Genomic DNA, 18,078 nt, shown 5'->3' with positions numbered 1-18,078 from the left:
CAGGCTTCAGCTTCGCATGAACTTCGAGGGAAAAAAGCGTCTCCTTCTGTCGAGCTCAGGATCACTCATGAGACTTTGTGTCTCAGGCCGAATAGCGGCTTGCAGTAAGCTCGTTGTTTGACCATGCTGGAGAGGATGACCACGTAGATGAATGGGGATACGAGCAGGCGAGACTTTCTTGTGGGAACGGGAGCCGTTGTCGCTGGATTGGCGGCAAGACCGCTAGCACTGGCGGGCAGCTGCGGGATGCATCCCAAGCTTTCCCTGGCACAGGCAGCTGGATCCGACGCCGGAAAGAGCGCAGCAGGTAAAAAGATGCGTGGCCTGATGGTCGATGCCGGACGGGTGCCCGAGACCATGAACTACTACAAACGAGTCATCGAGTTCTGCGCAGACTGGGAGCTCAATACGCTGCAGTTTCGTCTCGCCGACGACCAGGGCAGCGCAATGCGCTTCACCTCGGTTCCCGATCTTGTTACTCATGAAAATGCATTTACGGCGGACCAGTTAAAAACTCTAGTGGAGTATGGCCAGCAACACGGGGTGGAGTTACTTCCCGAGCTGGAGTCATTTGGACATACGGGGTACATCACCCGCTCTCCGAAGTACGCTCATCTTCTTGATCGCGACTCGACGGGCGATTCTGTTGAATTTACAGGTATCATCCCGGTCGATCCGGAATCGCTGCAGTTATTCCAGAAGCTGTACCGTGAGGTCTCAGGTCTTCCCATCTGTGTATCTTCACGGCGGCTGCGATGAGGTGAACTGGGGCGGCTCGGTCCTCTCCCGCAAAGCACTTCAAGCAAAAACAAGAGTCGAGATCTGGGCGGAGTACCTCAATTCGCTCCATCAGATTTCCGGAGGACTGGGAAAGCAGCTGATTGTATGGGGCGACTATGTTCTTCACAAAGAACCAGAGATACTCAGTCAACTCAACAAAAGCATTATCGTCATGGATTGGAATTATGCGGATAACAGTTCCGCCGATCTTCGCGAGACCTTTCAGAAAGTCAGCGCCAATGGTTCTCGCGGGATAGGAGCGCCCGCCTTGTCTTGCTATAAGTGGGGCGCAAGGGTAGGCACGGAACAGCTCCGGAATGTTGATGCTTTCGCCGATGCGTACCTGGGAACCAAAGACCCGAACTCGATGGGCGTCATTGTGACCAACTGGATTCCCAGCCGGTATGTGCAGAATTCTATCTGGGACGGCTTCGCGTATGCTGCGGTCGCCTTGAATGAAGGAACCGCGGCAGCGCAGACGTCGGGATTCCGCCGTTTCGTTGAGAAGCACTATCAGGCGAAGTGGAACGAGAGCTGGGGCCAAGTGTTCCAGATGATTTACGAATCAGCGCCGTATCAGAAGGACCGAGAGTCATCGTCGTGGATGGGCTTGCTGTTGCCGGTTCCATGGAGCAGTGATAAGCAGCTTGCAGCTTTACTGGAGAGTGCTTCGCCGCCTGCAAATCCCTTTACTCAAATTCGGAGTCTCCTCGTGCAGTTAGAAGTCCTAGTCATCAAGAATCTCTCGGACTTTCAAGCATTTGAACTCTCTGTCGAGTATCTGGAACGAATGTTCTGGCGTGAGACAGTCGTCATCGAGCGCGCCGTCAAAACACCGATCGAGCGGGCAGCTTCAGACCAGCTGATTCGGGCCATAGCGGAACGCGATCAGCTTCTGGCGAGCGCGTTGAGCAAGGATTGGGACGAGGGCCGCTTTTCCAATGCAGCAGCCAAGCGGGAACCTGTCTTTGACCTTCAGCCGAAGGACCAATTGCTGTTTCAATGGGAGCGGGCTTCGGCGTATTCGGCCTCACTGGCGAGCGATCCAGAACGTTTTCATCGGCTTCTCGAATCGTCAACGCGGATGCGCTCAGCGTCTGAACGGTCGTAGATGGGATTTAGCAGGACCGCGAAGGCTCGAGGAGGCATGTTCTTGACAGCTACGAAGGTTCCCCTTAGGGTTCTCTGGTAAGCGTTTACTTGAGATTTTCGACGGGCAGATGAATCGGATGAACAAGAACACCAGAATCAGTCTTGTACTTCTAATCGCAGTGGCGCTCATGCTGCCTGGCTCGATGTTGGCGATGGGGCAACAAGTCAACGGGGGAGTCAACGTTGCTCCGCCCCGGCCGCAGGGTCCATGCGATGTTTACGCGGCCGCGGGTGACCCGTGTGTGGCTGCCCACAGCACGACGCGGGCGCTATACGCCTCCTATAACGGGCCCCTCTATCAGGTGCTACGCCAGTCGGATGGCAAGACGCTGAACATCGATGTCGTTCAGCCGGTTGCGTCGCCGGTCCCGAATGCAGGCGGATATGCCAATGCGGCCGCGCAAGACGCGTTCTGCGCCAACACGTACTGCTGGATCACCACCGTCTACGATCAATCGCCCAAGCACAACGACCTTACACAAGCACCGCGCGGCGGTTTCAGCGGCCCTGCCATGGGCGGCTTCAACAATCTCCCGATAGCCGACATGGCGCCGATTATGGTCATGGGCCACAAGGTCTATGGGGTCTTTATCGAGCCAGGAATGGGCCTTCGCCAGAACGACGCGAGGGGTACGGCGGTCGATGACCAGGCGGAGGGACAGTACTGGGTGATCAACGGCCGCCATTTCAACTCCGGCTGCTGCTTCGACTATGGCAATGCGGAGATCGACAGCCGCGACGATGATAACGGGACGATGGAGACTACTTACTATGGCGATGCCATCCCCTGGTATCACGGAAATCCGCCCGGGCCTTGGGTGATGACAGATCAGGAGAATAACCTGGTTGGCTGCGTCAATCCGGACGGCTCCAAACTCTGCGTCAACCTGCCGAACGTCACCTGGCGGTTTGTAACCGCGATCGCGAAAGGGGAACCGCACCATTGGACATCGATGGGCGGCGACGCACAGCAGGGCGCGCTGTCGGTGATGTTCAGTGGACCGCGGGTCAATGCCACCTATGACCCGATGCGCAAACAGGGCGCGATCCTTCTCGGCAATGGCGGAGACAACAGCAACGGTTCGCAAGGCACGTTCTATGAGGGGGCGGTGACGGCCGCGGGTACTTTTCCGACGGATGCTACTGATCAGCTGGTCCAAGCCAACGTGGTCGCGGCCAAGTATGAAGGACCTCGGCTAAGTATTGCCGCGGCAGCAGCGACTGCCACTCCTCCAGGGCTGCAGACCTTCTCGCCGGGGTCTTCGCAGGACACGACGGTGACCTTTACAAACACTGCCGGGTCTCCCGCGGCGGGTGTCACGCTGAGCATTTCACTGCCCAGCAATCAATGGAGCGCTGTCGTTGCGGGCGGCGGCGCCACGAAAACGATTTCCGACCCGGTCGCGCCAGGCGCGAGCGTGAGCGCAACCTTCAAGGTGACCTCAGGACCGGAGGGATTGAATGGCGACCTGATTGGGAGCGCATCATGGACGAACTCAGCGAGTGGCGCGAAGGAAACCGAGACAGCGGTCGAGAAGGTGCGGAACGTCAGCCCAGTAAAGATCAATGAGTTTCGCGTTAGCGCCGGTCCGCCGGCCAACCCTACCGATTCTTTCATCGAGCTTTACAACGCTGGCTCCAGCGATGTCGACATTTCCAACTGGACGTTGACGGAACACCCGGCCCAGCAGGCGACCTTCTCCACGGTGAAGATCCCAGATGGAACGAAGCTGGCGGCGGGTCGTTTTTACCTGCTCGGTCTCGCCAACTCCGGGCTTGCCGTTGCCGCGAAAGCGGGTGAGACCACGCTCCACGTCAGGAGCACGGCTGCGATGTCGGTCGGCGATACGATCAGCATCGGTGCCGGTTCGGACGCGGAAAACGGCAAGGTCGCGAAGATCGGCACGGCGGCCAGCAATCACACGACCCTGTGGCAGCCGGTGCCTGATGGTCCGGTGATGACAATCCCGCCCGGTTCAACCAATGTGCCCGTGCAAAGCGTCTCGGGCTTTGAGGTCGGGGAGAAAATCGCTCTCGGTTATGGAGCGACCTACCCTGTGGTTGGTCGGGGACTGGAGCAGTATGAGGTGGCCACGGTCACCGCCGTCGGCAAGCCAGGCACCCAGCCCTATCTTGCGACGGACGCTGCTGCCGGTTCGACGAACATCAAAGTGACCTCCGTCGCCGACATCTCGGTTGGCGATAAGATCCGGCTGGACATTGACAGCATGGGCCATGGGATCGAAACCGTTACGATTACGAAGGTCGGTACGCAGGGAACTCGCGCCAACCTTTCGGCTGACGTCAGCGCGGGGGCGACCAGCATCAACGTTCGTAATTCGAGTGGCTTTGCGGTCGGCGACAAGTTGACTGTCGGCACTCCGGCGAACCAGGAGCCGGTGACTATCACCGCGGTTGGGGGCGCCAGCCCGTCAGGCGCCAAGATTGAATTCTCACCTGCGCTTACGCGGGCGCATATCGACGGTGAATCCGCGGTTACCCCGGGCACGGGTCTCGAACTGGCCGCTCCGCTGAAGTTCGCCCATGCGGCCAATCTTCCCTTCAGCAACCGCGGAACCGGGATCAGCTTCGAGCCGGCGACGGTCTTTCCGCACTCCAGCAATGAGCCGGTTCAAGCGATTGGCAGCGGGATCACGCTCGATAAGCCGCTTACCAAGGCGCATCCGATTAATGCAGCGGTGCGCGACGCCGCAGTGAAGACTGCCGGCTACCAGGGGACGCCACAGCCGAACCAATGGTTTGGGGGCCCTGAGCTTACCACCATTTCTCCGCTGTTTGGACGCACCATTATCGTGCGAGAGGGCAACATGGTGCTGCGCGACGCCTCGGGCCTGGTGGTCGACAGCCTGAATTATGGCGGCCTCGTCGACCCATGGGCCGCCGAAGGCTACCAGGCCGCCTCCGGATCAGAGCACGGAGGCTGCTTTGTGCCAACGCCCGGGCCGAACGGCGGTTATCAAGCGAGCGGTTCGACGGACACGACCAATCGGAGCGCGGGCCGCTTTCCGGACGGCGTCGAGAGCGACAGCAACTGCTCCGATTTCCTGGTGCAGGCGGCGACTAGCCTGCCATTAGCCTCGCCGGCTGGCGCGACCAATATCAAGGTTGCGAACGTGACCGGCTTCGAGCCAGGTCAGACCATCCGGATCGACGCGGGAGCGGATCTCGAGACGGCCGTGATTGCAACCGTGGGGACGCCAGGCGCCAGCACCGTGAGTACGGCTGTGGCTGCGGGGGCGACTCTCGTCCCGGTCGTGAGCGGCACCGGCTTCAGTGCCGGCCAGACCATCACGATTGACAGCGGCGCCAATGCGGAGACGGCGGTGATCGCGTCCATACGCAGGTCCGGCGGCGCTATGATAACCATCAAAGCTCCGCTGAACCGTGCACACGCGGATGGTGTGCCGGTTTCCGGTACCGGCATTACTCTCACTACGGCTTTAACTCGGAATCATCTCAGCGGAACGCCAGTAGCGGACAACGTTCCCACACCCGGCGGCACTAACCAATATCGCAGGAGACCGCAGTGATGAAGCGCAGGGGGTTTCTGACCGGCGGGATGTCGATGATCGCGTTGTCGCGGATGGCGAGAGCCCTTGAAGGGTCTCCGTTCTTTCGCGGACAGATTCCAGATGGGCCATACCTGCCATTTTGGGAGTCTCTGAAATCGTATCGTTGCCCTGACTGGTTTCGGGATGCCAAGTTCGGGATTTGGGCCCATTGGAGCCCCCAGTGCGTCCCCGAGCAAGGTGATTGGTATGCGCGGAACATGTATATCCAGGGCATGCCTCAATACGAGTACCACGTCAAGAACTACGGACATCCCTCGCAGTTCGGGTATAAGGACATCTGCAATCTCTGGAGAGCCGAACGATGGGATCCGGAAGCACTTATCAAGTTATACAAACGAGCGGGCGCGGAGTATCTGGTCGCCTTAGCGACGCACCATGATAATTTCGATTGCTGGAATTCGAAATACCAGCCTTGGAACAGCATTAACATCGGGCCGAAGCGGGACATCGTCGGCGGCTGGGCGAAGGTCGCGCGTTCGAACGGACTGCGGTTCGGCGTGAGCTATCACGGCACTCCGCATCGCGTGTGGGACGAGTTTCTTCCGGTCCGCTATAAGAGCGACACGACCGGACCGCTGGCTGGCGTTCCATACGATGGCATGCAGACCAGCGCCGACGGGAAGGGCAAGTGGTGGGACGGCATGGATCCCCAGATGATCAATGGCAAGCCGCACGCAAAGAACACGCCCTGTCCCGAGTTTGTGCAGCAGTTTCTTCTGCGGGTACAGGACGTGATCGATCACTACAATCCAGACATCCTGAACTTCGACGATGGCGCGCGGTTCGATTTCGATGCCGGCGGACCGGGGGCTCCGGATTTGAAGGTGTGGCTTGGAATACCCGACCTGGCGCCGCAGATCATTGCCTACTACTACAACAAGAATGTGCAATCGCATGGCGGGCGTCTGGAAGGAGTGGTCGATCTCAAAGAGGTTCCCGAGCCGGTGTGGGGCACACTCACGCGCGACTTCGAAATGTCGCTGGCGGACAAGCTCCAGAAGGAGCCATGGCAGACCGAGGCATGCATCGGCAGTTGGCATTACGATCGAAAGCTCTTCGAAAACCATGCCTACAAGAAAGCGTCATTGATGATTCCCTTGATGGTCGATATCGTCAGCAAGAATGGCAATCTACTTCTCAACATTCCTTTGCCGGGCAATGGGGAGCCGGACAGCGATGAACTCGCATTTCTGGGGGAACTTGCGGATTGGCAAGACGTCAACTCCGAAGCGATCAAGGGAACGCGTCCCTGGAAAATCGCTGGAGAAGGGCCCTCCATCGAGGCGAAAGCGCTGCCCTCGTATCAACTGGAGAGGCTGAAGTTCGATCATGCGGACATACGGTTCACGACGAAGGGCGAGGTGCTCTACGCTATCGCACTCGGCTGGCCTTCGGATGGCAAGATTTTTATCAAGTCGCTCGCCCAGAACTCTCCAAATTATCCTGGCCAAGTTCGAAGTGTGCAGCTTCTTGGATCGAAATCGGAGCTGAAATGGACGCGCGGAGCATCAGGTCTCCAGATCGAATTACCCGCAAGTCCGCCGTGTAAGAATGCGTTTTCGTTCCGGATACTCCCAGCTTGAGTCAACACACTCGAAGGAAGCTACGTTATTTAGATTGTTCGACAACGGGCGCTTCTGTCTCCTGCAGCTTCGCGGCGGTACGCAGCTCGGCTACGGCGTCGTCGGTGCGGCCGAGGGAGCGGTAGGCGCGTCCGAGCAGCGCGTGCGCCATTGAGTTCTTCGTGTCGATTTCGATGGCATGCTTGAGATACATTGTCGCCATCAGGGCGTCGTTCTGCTCGAGCAGCACTTTACCGAGCAGTATGTAAGGTATGTTTAAGGTCGGTTCAAGAAGAACGGCGCGGTCCAGAGCTTTTTGGGCATTGATATAGTCACCGCTGCGGAGATAGGCATCGCCAAGCCGATCGTAGACGGCGCCAAACATGGGATTCAAATCACGCTCCATGATGAACTGCGACACTGCTTCGTGAAGATCATTTCGCGCGAGCGCAATTTGGCCCAGTTGCAGGTGGGCTGAGGGTAAATCGGGTTTAAGTTCAAGCGCCTTGCGCGTCGATTTTTCTGCGGCGGGCAGGGATTGCCGGCGCAGCAGCATACGGCCCTCGAGCAGATAGGCCGGTGCGGAGTCGGGCAAGAATTCGTATTGCGCTGCAAAGGCGTGGCGGGCGTCATCGAGACGATCTGTATCCAGGTAGCAGAGTCCGAGGACGTATTGCGGATCGACGTTCATTTGCTGCGTTGATCCCGAAGCTCTCTCGAGCAGGGGAATCGCCTCCGCGGCTCTGCCCATGCGGAACAGACTAGCGCCTTGCATCTTCATCGCTTCCAGGTCGGTTGGATCCTGCGTTGATGCCTTCGCGAAAGCTGCCGCTGCGTTTTGCAGGTCGCCCTTTTCGTAGAGGATCAGTCCGCGCAGATATTCAGATCCTTTCGCCTCTGGACTGGCAGCGGCTGACGGAGTTAGTAACTCGAGGGCTTTGTCCAGCTGCCCTTTGTTCATGAGTGCCTGGGCTTCGGAGACTCGATCGACAGTCTGGCCGGCGAGCAATGTCGCGAACGGACCCGAGAGGCACGCGATAGCTACTGCTATTCGGCAGGAGGCGGAAAAGCAGTATCGCAACATGGGAAGACGCATCGCAGGGAATCCTCGCCCATAGGGATTCTACCCAAGATACGCACCATTGCGATTCGGACTCGGACGGGCGTTGTTCGCTGGCGTACAGGCACAAATTTGTCCTTGACAAAGGCTAGATGGCGGTGTGTACTTTTCCGTTAAAGTAAACGATGAGGATTAAAGCTGTCTGACGATCAATCAGGTTGTTGAAAACCTGAGAGTTTCGCCAACGAAACCGCTGTTTTCAATGGCTTGGATAAGTTGTTCCAGATCTCTCGGCAAAGACCAAGAACAGAAGTACTGCTTGTAAATCTTTAGGAGGAGTGATGCGGAAAAGAAGCGAAAAGGTCCTCGGGTATGTGTTGCTAGTGGTGGCAATCGGATGGATCTGCGGGCAGCCCATTGCTGTCGAAGCGCAAGTCATTTACGGGTCAATCTTCGGAACAGTCACCGACGCGACCGGCGCGGCTATTCCCAATGCGACCATCACGGTGACCGATCAAAGCAAGGGAACATCGGTTGTAGCGACCTCCAATCCATCGGGTGAATACACCGTGCGGAATTTGATTCCGGACGTTTACGACGTCAAGGCTACCGCCGCCGGTTTCGGCACCGTGGACAACCCGGGAATTCAGGTCTCGGCCGACACGTCGCCGAAGGTCGACCTGAAGCTCACCGTCGGCAGCGCCAGCAGCACGGTAACGGTCACCAGCGAGGCCCCGCAGCTGCAAACTGATCGCGCCGAGGTGGGCACTGTCTTCAACCAAAAAACCATCTCCGGCCTGCCGATTACGGGGCGTAACTTTGCGAGCCTTGAGCTGTTGATTCCGGGCGCCCAGTCGATGAGCTGGCAGCAGAACAACGCCGAGGACGCGCAGGGCAGCCCGACGGTGAACATCCAGGGACAGTTCTTCGCCGGGGTCGGGTATCTGCTCGACGGCGCATCGAACCAGGACCCTATTTTGGGACAGATTGTGATCAACCCTCCGCTGGATGCGATCGGGGAAGCCAAGATCATCACGCAAAGCTATGACGCGGAGTTCGGGCAATCGGTCGCCGCGGTGGTGAACGCGCAGACTAAGTCGGGAACCAACAGCCTCCATGGCGACGCGTTCGACTATCGGCGAAGCGACGCGCAGCAGGCGCGAAATCCTTTCAACCAGTCAGCGCCATATTCCGCGCTGACGAGCCGCCTGATTCCGCCGGCGCTTTACAGCCAATTCGGCGGGTCGCTGGGCGGGCCGATTCTGAAGAACAAACTGTTCTTCTTCGGCGACTACCAGGGCGTCCGGCAGCGGAATGGAGCTTCGGCTCAAGTAACCGTTCCGACGGCGCTGGCCCATAACTCATGTCTCTCCGGGGCGGGATGCGATCTGAGCGAGTTTCTCATCGGGCGCGGGACGGCGCAGGGCCAGATCTACAATCCGCGGGTTTTTGTTGACTCGACCGGGGCGGTGGTTGCACCCACTACGCCGGGTGCGCAACCCCAGGCCTTTGCCAACAACTTCATACCCAACCAGTACCTCTCTCCGCAGGCGCTCTACCTTCTGAACCTGATCCCGCTGCCGAACGCTCCGGGCACGCAGGATGGCACCGCCAATAACTACAACGGAGGCGGCACCGGGGTCACGAACCAGAACCAGTTCGATGTGCGCGTCGACTATGAGCTTCGTGAGGGAATACACACCTTTGGCCGCTACAGCTATTTCGACAATGCCAACTCGGCCGGAACGATCTTTGGGGCGGCCGGGGGCGCGGGATTTCAGTCCGCCCAAAATGACTTTGGAGGATCCGCCAAGGGCAAGAATCAGAGCGCGGTCGCGGGCATGGACGTCGCGTTGAATCCTAAACTGCTCACCGACTTCCGCCTGGGATACCTGCGCTACCACGTCTCCACGGAAAAGTATGATGGCACCGAGGACCTGGCCGCCATGGCGGGCATCCCGGGATTGAACCTGGGCACGACCTTCACTGCCGGCGCTCCCGGTTTCTTCATGAACAACGCAAGCGGAACGAGTGGCGATGGACTGTCAAGCTTTGGTTCGAGTCTGCAGGTCAACGCGTGCAACTGCCATCTGCAGGAGACCGAAGACCAATACCAGGTAGTGAACAACTGGACGAAGATCATCGGTAATCACAGCATCCGGTTCGGCGCGGATCTGCGCTATGCCCGAAATCTACGCGTGCCGAGCGATAACAATCGAGCGGGCGAGATCACGTTCAGCGCTACCGATACTGAAAACACGACCGCGAGCGCGCCCGCGCCCGGAGGCCTGGGCCTGGCGTCCTTCCTGTTGGGCGATGTTACGAATTTCGCCCGCTATGTGAGCACGTCAGTCAATGCAAAAGAGTCGCAGAAGATTATCTTCAGCTACGTTCAGGACAACTGGCGCATCACGCCTAATCTGACACTCACCGCCGGGCTCCGCTGGGAGGTATATTTCCCTGAGACGGTGAATGGCGTCGGGCAGGGCGGCTTCGCCGATCTCACCAATGGGTCGATTCGCGTGGCGGGCGTGGGCCCCTACAATACCGCGATGAATGTCCAGAAGGACTTCAAGAACATAGCGCCGCGACTCGGCCTCGCCTATCAACTCGATCCTAAAACTGTGATCCGCGCGGGCTACGGACGAAGCTTCGACATTGGCGTCTTCGGCACGCTCTTCGGCCATGTGGTGACCCAGAATCTTCCGGTGCTGGCCAATCAGAATCTCACCAATGCGGGGGCGAATACCGCCGCATTCAATCTCTCCACTGGTCCTACGCCGTTCACCTTTCCAACCGTTCCCGCCAGCGGTCTAATCCCGATCCCGAATGGCCTGGCCGCCAAAGTCCGCGGGAACCCGCAACTTCTACCGACCGTGGACGCATGGAATTTAAGCATCCAGCGGCAACTGACCAGCTCCCTCTCGGCGACCATTGCTTACGCCGGAAACAAAGGCAGCCACACGTTTGCCGGAGACGGGCAGACGGTGAACCTCAATGCGGTCGGCGCGTGCATTCCCGGCGTCCAGAGCATTACCGGTCAAGGGCTCTGCTGGGACCCAAATGCCCCTGCGACCCAGCCGGTGGCCGGACAAGCCACAACCAGCAACACGAACTACCTGCGACACTACTTTGCGCAGTTTGGCTGGACCCAGGACCTAACCTACTACCACGATGGATTCGATAGTCATTACAACGCCCTGCAGTTGACCTTGGACAAGCACTTCACTCAAGGTCTGCAATTTACAGCAAGGTATTCGTGGCAGTCGTCGCTCAACTACGGGAACAACGATTACGACGAGATCAACCGGAAAGTCATGTACGGGAGATTCGACGATCTGCGCGAGCAGGAGTTCCAGCTCTATGGGAACTACGATCTGCCATTCGGCCGCAACCGGCAGCTCTTCAACAACGTACCGACATGGGCGAACTATTTGATCGCTGGCTGGGAGTCGGGTACGTCATTGAACTGGTCGAGCGGGCTGCCCTTCACTCCCAGCTACGGGGAGTGCGGATCCGACATACCCAACGGTCCTTGCATGCCCAACAAGGCCGGCGGCGTTCTACCAACCCATCTCACTTCTTTCAATACTGCGTCGCACTCGCGAACATACTTTACTCCGGTTGCCGCGCTTACAGCGCAAGGCTCGACTTCCGGACCGTTCTCGAGGCCTGGTCTGGATCAGTTCGGCAACGCCGGGCGCAACAGCTATTTCGGCCCATCGTTCTTCAATACCGATCTGTCGGTATCGAAGAACACCCCGATCCATGAAAACATCAACGCGCAGTTCCGCCTTGATGCGTTCAACGTCTTCAATTTCATCAGCCCAGCAAATCCAAGCAGCTGTATCGATTGCCCGGGTAATGGAGTGATCACCGGCATGGCCATTGGAGCGCAGCCACGACAATTGGAATTCTCGGTGACCGTTCTCTTTTGAGTTGCAACTTGCGATATCGGCGACCTACCGGGTTGTGGCAGTCGACGCATCATGCTTCGACTGCCACCAACCCTCCGCCGTAAGGTGTAGGCCTCCTAAGCCGCGCTTTGTTCATCATTGCGCGGCTCCTTTTTCGAGGATGTCAGGAGGGGAATGACGTGAACACGCCCGCGACTCGGCGCGGATGAGCACACCTTCTTCGCCCCCCAAATACGGCTTCAATCAAACTTGTACGGTGAGCACGGCGAAGCGAGATTCAGCGGGATGATCCACAGAGTCTCTCCAGTAGAAATGACGGTTGACAGGTGGGAGAAGAATGCAGATTTGGTGCTTCGTGAAAGGCATAGGGGTTCGGATCGGGTGTCGGTTTCCAGGGAAGTTCCCAGCATACGCTGTGGGCTTGATGCTGCTGGCGGCGTCATCGGGCGGGACGGCGTTCGCTCAAGGCGGTCCGCTGGTGCTGGAGCGGCCGAGCCGGGTGATTTCGCTCGAGCCGTATGCGCCAAACATTTTGCGCGTAACCATGAGTACGGACCGGGCGGGTGCGACCAGCGCTCCTGGATACGGCTTTGTCGCGAAACCCGCCGCTGAGGGATGGACGCACGAGCGCGACGCTGAAGGCTACGATGTGTACCGCTCGGCGCGGATGGTGGTGCGCCTGGCACCGGGAGACTTGCCGAAGGACAAGCTTCCGCGGCCAATGCCGCTCGATGCGCTGAACCTTGAGTTGCGCAGCCACTACTTTGGAGGAGGCGGCGGGAATGGTCCCAACGACGGTGGGCGCGGTCCGCACAACGATGCGCTGCTGGTGACCACGCCGGAAGGCAAGACGCTGCTGCATATGCGCACCTGGATGATGGCGCCGGAGAGCCCGGAGGTGGCTGCGAATGACGCGGGCGCCAAAGGCTACCGGGTTTCGTCGATGTTCGACTCGCCGGCAGGCGAACACTACTACGGCCTGGGGCAGCAGCAGAAGGGATGGATGGATCTGCGCGACCACGAAATCCGGTGTTGGCATGACTACGTGGCGATTGGCGGCCAGGACGTGTGCGTTCCGTTCATGGTGTCGAGCCTTGGGTACGGGCTGGTGTGGGACAACCCCTCCAAGACGACGGTGGATCTGGGGATCAATGGGCGGAATCTGTGGTCGTCAGAGGTTGGCGATCGGGTCTCATATTTCGTGATTGCCGGCGAGACCAGCGACGAGATTTATGAAGGCTACCGTCTGCTGACGGGAACCACCCACATGCTGCCGAGGGCGACGTATGGATACATCCAGAGCAAGGCAATTTACCCGACGCAGGAACAGGTACTGGATGTTGCCAAGGAGTACCGCGCGAAGAATCTGCCGCTCGATGTGATGGTCGTCGATTTTCTCAATATGACGAAGCAAGGCGAGATGGACCTGGATCCCAAACGGTGGCCGGATCCGGCGGCGATGAATCGCGAGCTGCATGCGATGGGCGTCGGCACACTGTTGAGCGTGTGGCCGCACTATGCGCCGGGAACGCAGTTCTATGACATGCTGCAAAGCAAAGGCTGGCTGATCCATACGCGGGACGGGAAGCCGGATTCGGGCGGCTTTACGGACGCAATCGGGCCGAACATCGACACGACGAATCCCGAGGCCGCAAACTGGTTCTGGGAGAAGATTCGCGACCGGTATGTGAAGCCCTACGGCTTCGACTACCTCTGGCTGGATGAGACCGAGCCGGATGTCGACCCGGCGAAGGACGTCTTCTCGGTCGGCTCCGGTACGCGCTTCTACAACGTCTATCCGCTCTTTCACACGGCGTCGGTGTACGACGGGTTTCGGAGGGATTTCGGCGACAGCCGGAGAGTGATGATCCTGGCCCGGGCGGCCTACCTGGGAGCGCAACGCAACGGCACGGTGTTCTGGTCGAGCGACATTGTTTCGACGTGGGACATGCTCAAGCGCTCGATCCCCGCAGGACTGAACTTTACAGCGACTGGATTGCCGTACTGGGACACCGACATTGCGGGGTTCTTTTCTCCGTCGGTGCCGGCGGACTATCACGCTCCGCACAAACCGCTGATTGATGGCTCGGATGTGCGCGGGACGATTGGCAACTATGAAGATTATCCCGAGCTGTTCGTGCGCTGGTTTGAATGGGGCGCCTTTCAGCCGGTGATGCGCGCGCACGGAGAAAGAAATCATAACGAGGTCTGGGCTTACGGCAAGCAGGCGGAGCCGATTCTCGCGAAGTATCTCCGGCTGCGCTACCAGCTTCTGCCGTACACCTACTCGCTTGCGTACAAGAGTTATCAGACGGGCGCTCCGTATACGAGGGCGCTGTTCATGGATTTTCCCAACGACCCGAAGGCCGCCGACATTCCTGACGAGTACATGTACGGCCCGGCGTTGCTGGTGGCGCCGGTGACTGAGCAAGGCGCAACTCAGCGAACGGTGTATCTGCCGGCTGGCTGCGATTGGTTCAACTATTGGACCAATGAGCGGCTGCACGGAGGACAGACCATTACGGCCGACGCGCCGATCGAGACGCTGCCCTTGTTCGTGAAAGCGGGAAGCATTATTCCGCTCGGGTCGGAGGTGCTGAGCGCATCGCTGCCGCAGACGGTTGCGTCAGTCCGGGTGTATCCGGGCGCGAATGCCAGCTTCACCCTCTTCCAGGACGACGGGAAGACCTACGGCTATGAAAAGGGCGCGGGTTCGGTCACGACCCTGACCTGGGACGACGCCGCGCAGCAACTGAAACATGAGGGAGCGCCTGGGTGGAGCGGTCCGGATTCGTCTGTCGTGACGGTGACGGGTAAGTAGGTCTTACACAAAGCCCTTCAATGAAAGTACGCGAAGGTTAGCGCCTGGTCGGTGGAATTTGAGCGCCGGCAGGCGGAGTAGAGGATCATTTTGAATCATTTCGTTCGACGAAACCTATTCGCCTTCCCGTGTCAGGCGATCGTTGCGGGGCTCCTTGTCTTGTGTGCATTCGCCGCTGAACCTGCACAGGGCGCATCGAGCGGAGCGATCAAGCGGGTAGAATCCGGGGTGCAAATCACCACGGACACATGCGTGCTTACGATAAGCCCGATCACGGCGACGGCGTTCCGCATTCGCTGTGCGAAGGGACCGGGTGTGGAGAGCCCAAGTCTGGTGTTGCTGCCGCAAACATCCGTCCCGGCGTTCAAGGTCTCGCATGACAAGACCAGCGTTGTGCTCGCGACATCCAAAATGAAGGCGGTCTTTGATCGTAGTAGCGGAGCACTTCACTATACCGATGGTTCGGGAAAGACGTTCTTGTCCGAAGCTCCGGGCACGCGCAGGCTGGAGCCATCCACTGTACAGGGCGAGCCGACCTTTGCGGTAGAGCAGGCCTTCGACTCCCCAGCCGGCGAACATTTGTTCGGAAGCGGAGAATTCCAAGACGGCTTCCTCGACATTCGAGATCTTCCCCGGCGCTTGACGCAGGTCAACACCCAGATCGCCATTCCTTTTCTGCTGTCGAGCAACGGCTATGGGATTCTTTGGCATAACTACGGTTTGACCGACCTGAACCCCGCGAATGAACGTGCAGTGCTGACGCGAACGTCAACAGGCAACGAAACGACAGCCAATGTCACCACGGCAGAAGGCGCGAGACGGGTAGTCCGACGGGAGGGCGAATTTACTGGCGGTCTGGACGTTCCCAGCAGCGGCCGGTATGCCTTCATGCTGGATGTGGGGCAGAAGATGGCCCGCCGGTACCATGTTGAGATCGATGGGAAGGTGGTTGTCGACTTCGCGAACTTCTGGCTCCCTCCCACAACCAGCTGGTTTGGCGATCTCACCGCGGGCCACCACAGCATCCGCGTTACCGGGGCGCAGGATGATCAGCCGGTGCTTTTTTTCAGAGCCACCGCCGACCGCACCGTATTGCGATCTCCGGTAGCGGACGCGGTCGATTATGTCGTCTTCGGAGGGCCGACCGCCGATGACGTGATCGCCACTTACCGCCAGATCACGGGGCCTGCGCCGTTGATGCCGCTGTGGGCGTATGGATACATCCACTGCAGGGAGCGGTTCCACTCCAGCCAGGAGATTCTGGATACGGCGGAGGAGTTCAGAAAGCGCCAGTTGCCGCTCGATCTTATCGTGCAGGACTGGCAGTACTGGGGCAAGTACGGCTGGAACGCGATGAAGTGGGATGAGCAATACTATCCGGATCCCGCCGGGATGATCGACCGGCTGCACGCCATGCATGTCAAGCTGATGGTTTCGGTGTGGTCGAAGATCGATCCAGCGACTGACGTCGGCAAGCAATTCACGGCGAAGGGCTACTACATTCCTGGGACTCAGTGGATCGATTTCTTCAACCCGGCTGCGGCCGCGCTCTATTGGAAGAATTTCAGCGAACGTATGTTATCGCTCGGGATCGATGCCTGGTGGCAGGACGCCACCGAACCGGAGAACGACGACCTTGCCGGAAGAACTACCTTTGCCGGCCCTGGCGGCAAGGTGCGTGACATCTTTCCGCTGCTTGTGAACAAGACCGTTTACGAGGGCCAGAGAAAGGATGCGCCCACGAAGCGGGTTTTCATATTGAGCCGGTGCGCGTTTTTAGGGCAACAGCGCTATGCCTCCGCCACCTGGTCCGGCGATGTCGGCAACAGTTGGGAGACGCTGCGAAGGCAGATCACGGCGGGCCTCGGGTACACCGCGAGCGGACTGCCCTATTGGACTACGGATGCCGGCGGGTTCTTTCGTCCGGGCGCCGGTCAATATACGGATCCCGAATATCAGGAGCGGTTCCTGAGGTGGTTTCAGTTTTCAACCTTCTCTCCGCTGCAACGCGTGCATGGATTCCAAACCGACACCGAGCCCTGGCGCTATGGAGATAAGGTCGAAAGGGAGGTGCGCAGCTACCTCGACCTTCGTCAGCAGTTGCTGCCCTATATCTATTCTCAGGCCGCAGCCGTCAGCTTTCAGGGATCGACGCTGATGCGTCCGCTGGTGATGGATTTCGCGCACGACGATCAAGCGCTCACGCAGAAGTATGAGTACATGTTCGGTCCCGCCTTCCTGGTCGCTCCGGTGTTGGAAGCGGGGGCGGTGCGCTGGCCGGTCTACGCACCCGCTACTCCGGGGGGATGGTACAACTACTGGACGGGAAGCCGGGTCGCCTCGGGCGCTGCCGACGTCGCCTCCCCTCTGGAGCAGATACCGCTGCTGGTCAGAGCCGGAAGCATCGTCCCGATCGGTCCGGTCGAACAATACGCGGGCGAGAAACCGTCCAGCGATCTGGAGATCCGCGTCTATCCTGGAGCGGACGGAGACTTCACGCTGTATGAGGATGAAGGCACGAATTATAACTACGAGAAGGGAATGCGAAGCACGATCCAGTTCCACTGGGACGACGCCAGGAGGGAGCTTTCGGTAGGACAACGGAGCGGGGAGTTCTCCGGAATGCTGCAGTCGAGACAATTCAAGATCGTCGCTGTGGACTCAAGCTCAGCGCATCCGTTTGAGTATGAGGGGAAAAAGGTGGTGTATGTTGTGCCTAGATGAGGCCGCCTGAGGGTTGTCTAAATCGACTTCTCGGATCGTCGTCTGAATGGACTTCAAAGAAGGGCTGGATGGCTGATAAAGAGGCCTCACGGGCTTTGGGGAACTGACTCGTCTTTCCGTCCTCCTTCCGCAAATTCCCGAGATTTTTCAATCCACACCCCAGCGTGTTGGAACATCGAGCCAGAACCGGCATCATTACACACGACGGAAACAGATCAGCAGTCTTGGCAAAACTCCTCAAGAGGCCTGTCCGGACATCGGCGTCGTGGCCAGGATGCTGACCCTCTGTTCGCTCCCGCGGACGGACCCAGGCGACCAACTGCAATACAAGCGACAAAATAGGCCCCTACAAGCTCGTTCTAATCGCCAGGGGGCGACAACAAGCTTCCGTTCGGCAATCGCCCTCGACTGCTGCTTTCCTGGATCTGTACCGAAGCGCTTCGGACAAAACCTCGGCGGGTCCGACAAC

The 18,078-nt window shown here is 58.8% G+C and carries 6 protein-coding genes and 1 pseudogene; 6 read left to right on the top strand and 1 reads right to left on the bottom strand.

What is annotated here, in order from left to right:
* The first annotated feature begins 147 nt into the window (after window positions 1-147).
* The 3 genes and pseudogenes from ACPOL_RS30155 to ACPOL_RS30145 all read left to right on the top strand — a co-directional run bounded on the left by ACPOL_RS30155 (window position 148) and on the right by ACPOL_RS30145 (window position 7,108).
* A pseudogene (locus ACPOL_RS30155) lies at window positions 148-1,891 on the top strand (family 20 glycosylhydrolase).
* 118 nt (window positions 1,892-2,009) lie between these two features.
* Window positions 2,010-5,483, top strand: coding sequence for an arabinofuranosidase catalytic domain-containing protein (locus ACPOL_RS30150; protein ID WP_114211146.1), 3,474 nt, complete (start codon window positions 2,010-2,012; stop codon window positions 5,481-5,483).
* The gene (locus ACPOL_RS30145; protein ID WP_114210449.1) at window positions 5,483-7,108 is read left to right on the top strand and encodes an alpha-L-fucosidase; all 1,626 of its coding nucleotides are present in this window, start codon (window positions 5,483-5,485) and stop codon (window positions 7,106-7,108) included. The genes ACPOL_RS30150 and ACPOL_RS30145 overlap by 1 nt, the downstream gene beginning before the upstream one ends.
* A gap of 25 nt (window positions 7,109-7,133) precedes the next feature.
* On the opposite strand, the gene ACPOL_RS30140 is transcribed toward ACPOL_RS30145, so the two are convergent.
* Entirely contained in the window at window positions 7,134-8,171 is a 1,038-nt protein-coding gene (locus ACPOL_RS30140; RefSeq protein ID WP_414633403.1) for a tetratricopeptide repeat protein, read from the bottom strand.
* Window positions 8,172-8,488: 317 nt separating this feature from the next.
* Between ACPOL_RS30140 and ACPOL_RS30135 the strand changes: the two genes are divergently transcribed.
* The 3 genes from ACPOL_RS30135 to ACPOL_RS30125 all read left to right on the top strand — a co-directional run bounded on the left by ACPOL_RS30135 (window position 8,489) and on the right by ACPOL_RS30125 (window position 17,609).
* Window positions 8,489-12,085 carry an outer membrane beta-barrel protein gene (locus ACPOL_RS30135; protein WP_114210447.1) on the top strand — a complete coding sequence of 1,199 codons (3,597 nt, stop codon included), beginning with the start codon at window positions 8,489-8,491 and terminating at the stop codon, window positions 12,083-12,085.
* 403 nt (window positions 12,086-12,488) lie between these two features.
* The gene (locus ACPOL_RS30130; protein WP_114211145.1) at window positions 12,489-14,885 is read left to right on the top strand and encodes a glycoside hydrolase family 31 protein; all 2,397 of its coding nucleotides are present in this window, start codon (window positions 12,489-12,491) and stop codon (window positions 14,883-14,885) included.
* A gap of 90 nt (window positions 14,886-14,975) precedes the next feature.
* A complete protein-coding gene (locus ACPOL_RS30125) occupies window positions 14,976-17,609 on the top strand; it encodes a glycoside hydrolase family 31 protein (RefSeq protein ID WP_114210446.1) in 2,634 nt (877 codons plus the stop codon).
* Window positions 17,610-18,078 lie beyond the last annotated feature (469 nt).

The sequence above is a fragment of the Acidisarcina polymorpha genome, from assembly GCF_003330725.1.
GTDB classification, from domain to species: Bacteria; Acidobacteriota; Terriglobia; order Terriglobales; family Acidobacteriaceae; genus Acidisarcina; species Acidisarcina polymorpha.
The sequence above is the reverse complement of the archived record's forward strand: the minus strand, read 5'-3'. Positions and strand labels throughout refer to the sequence as shown.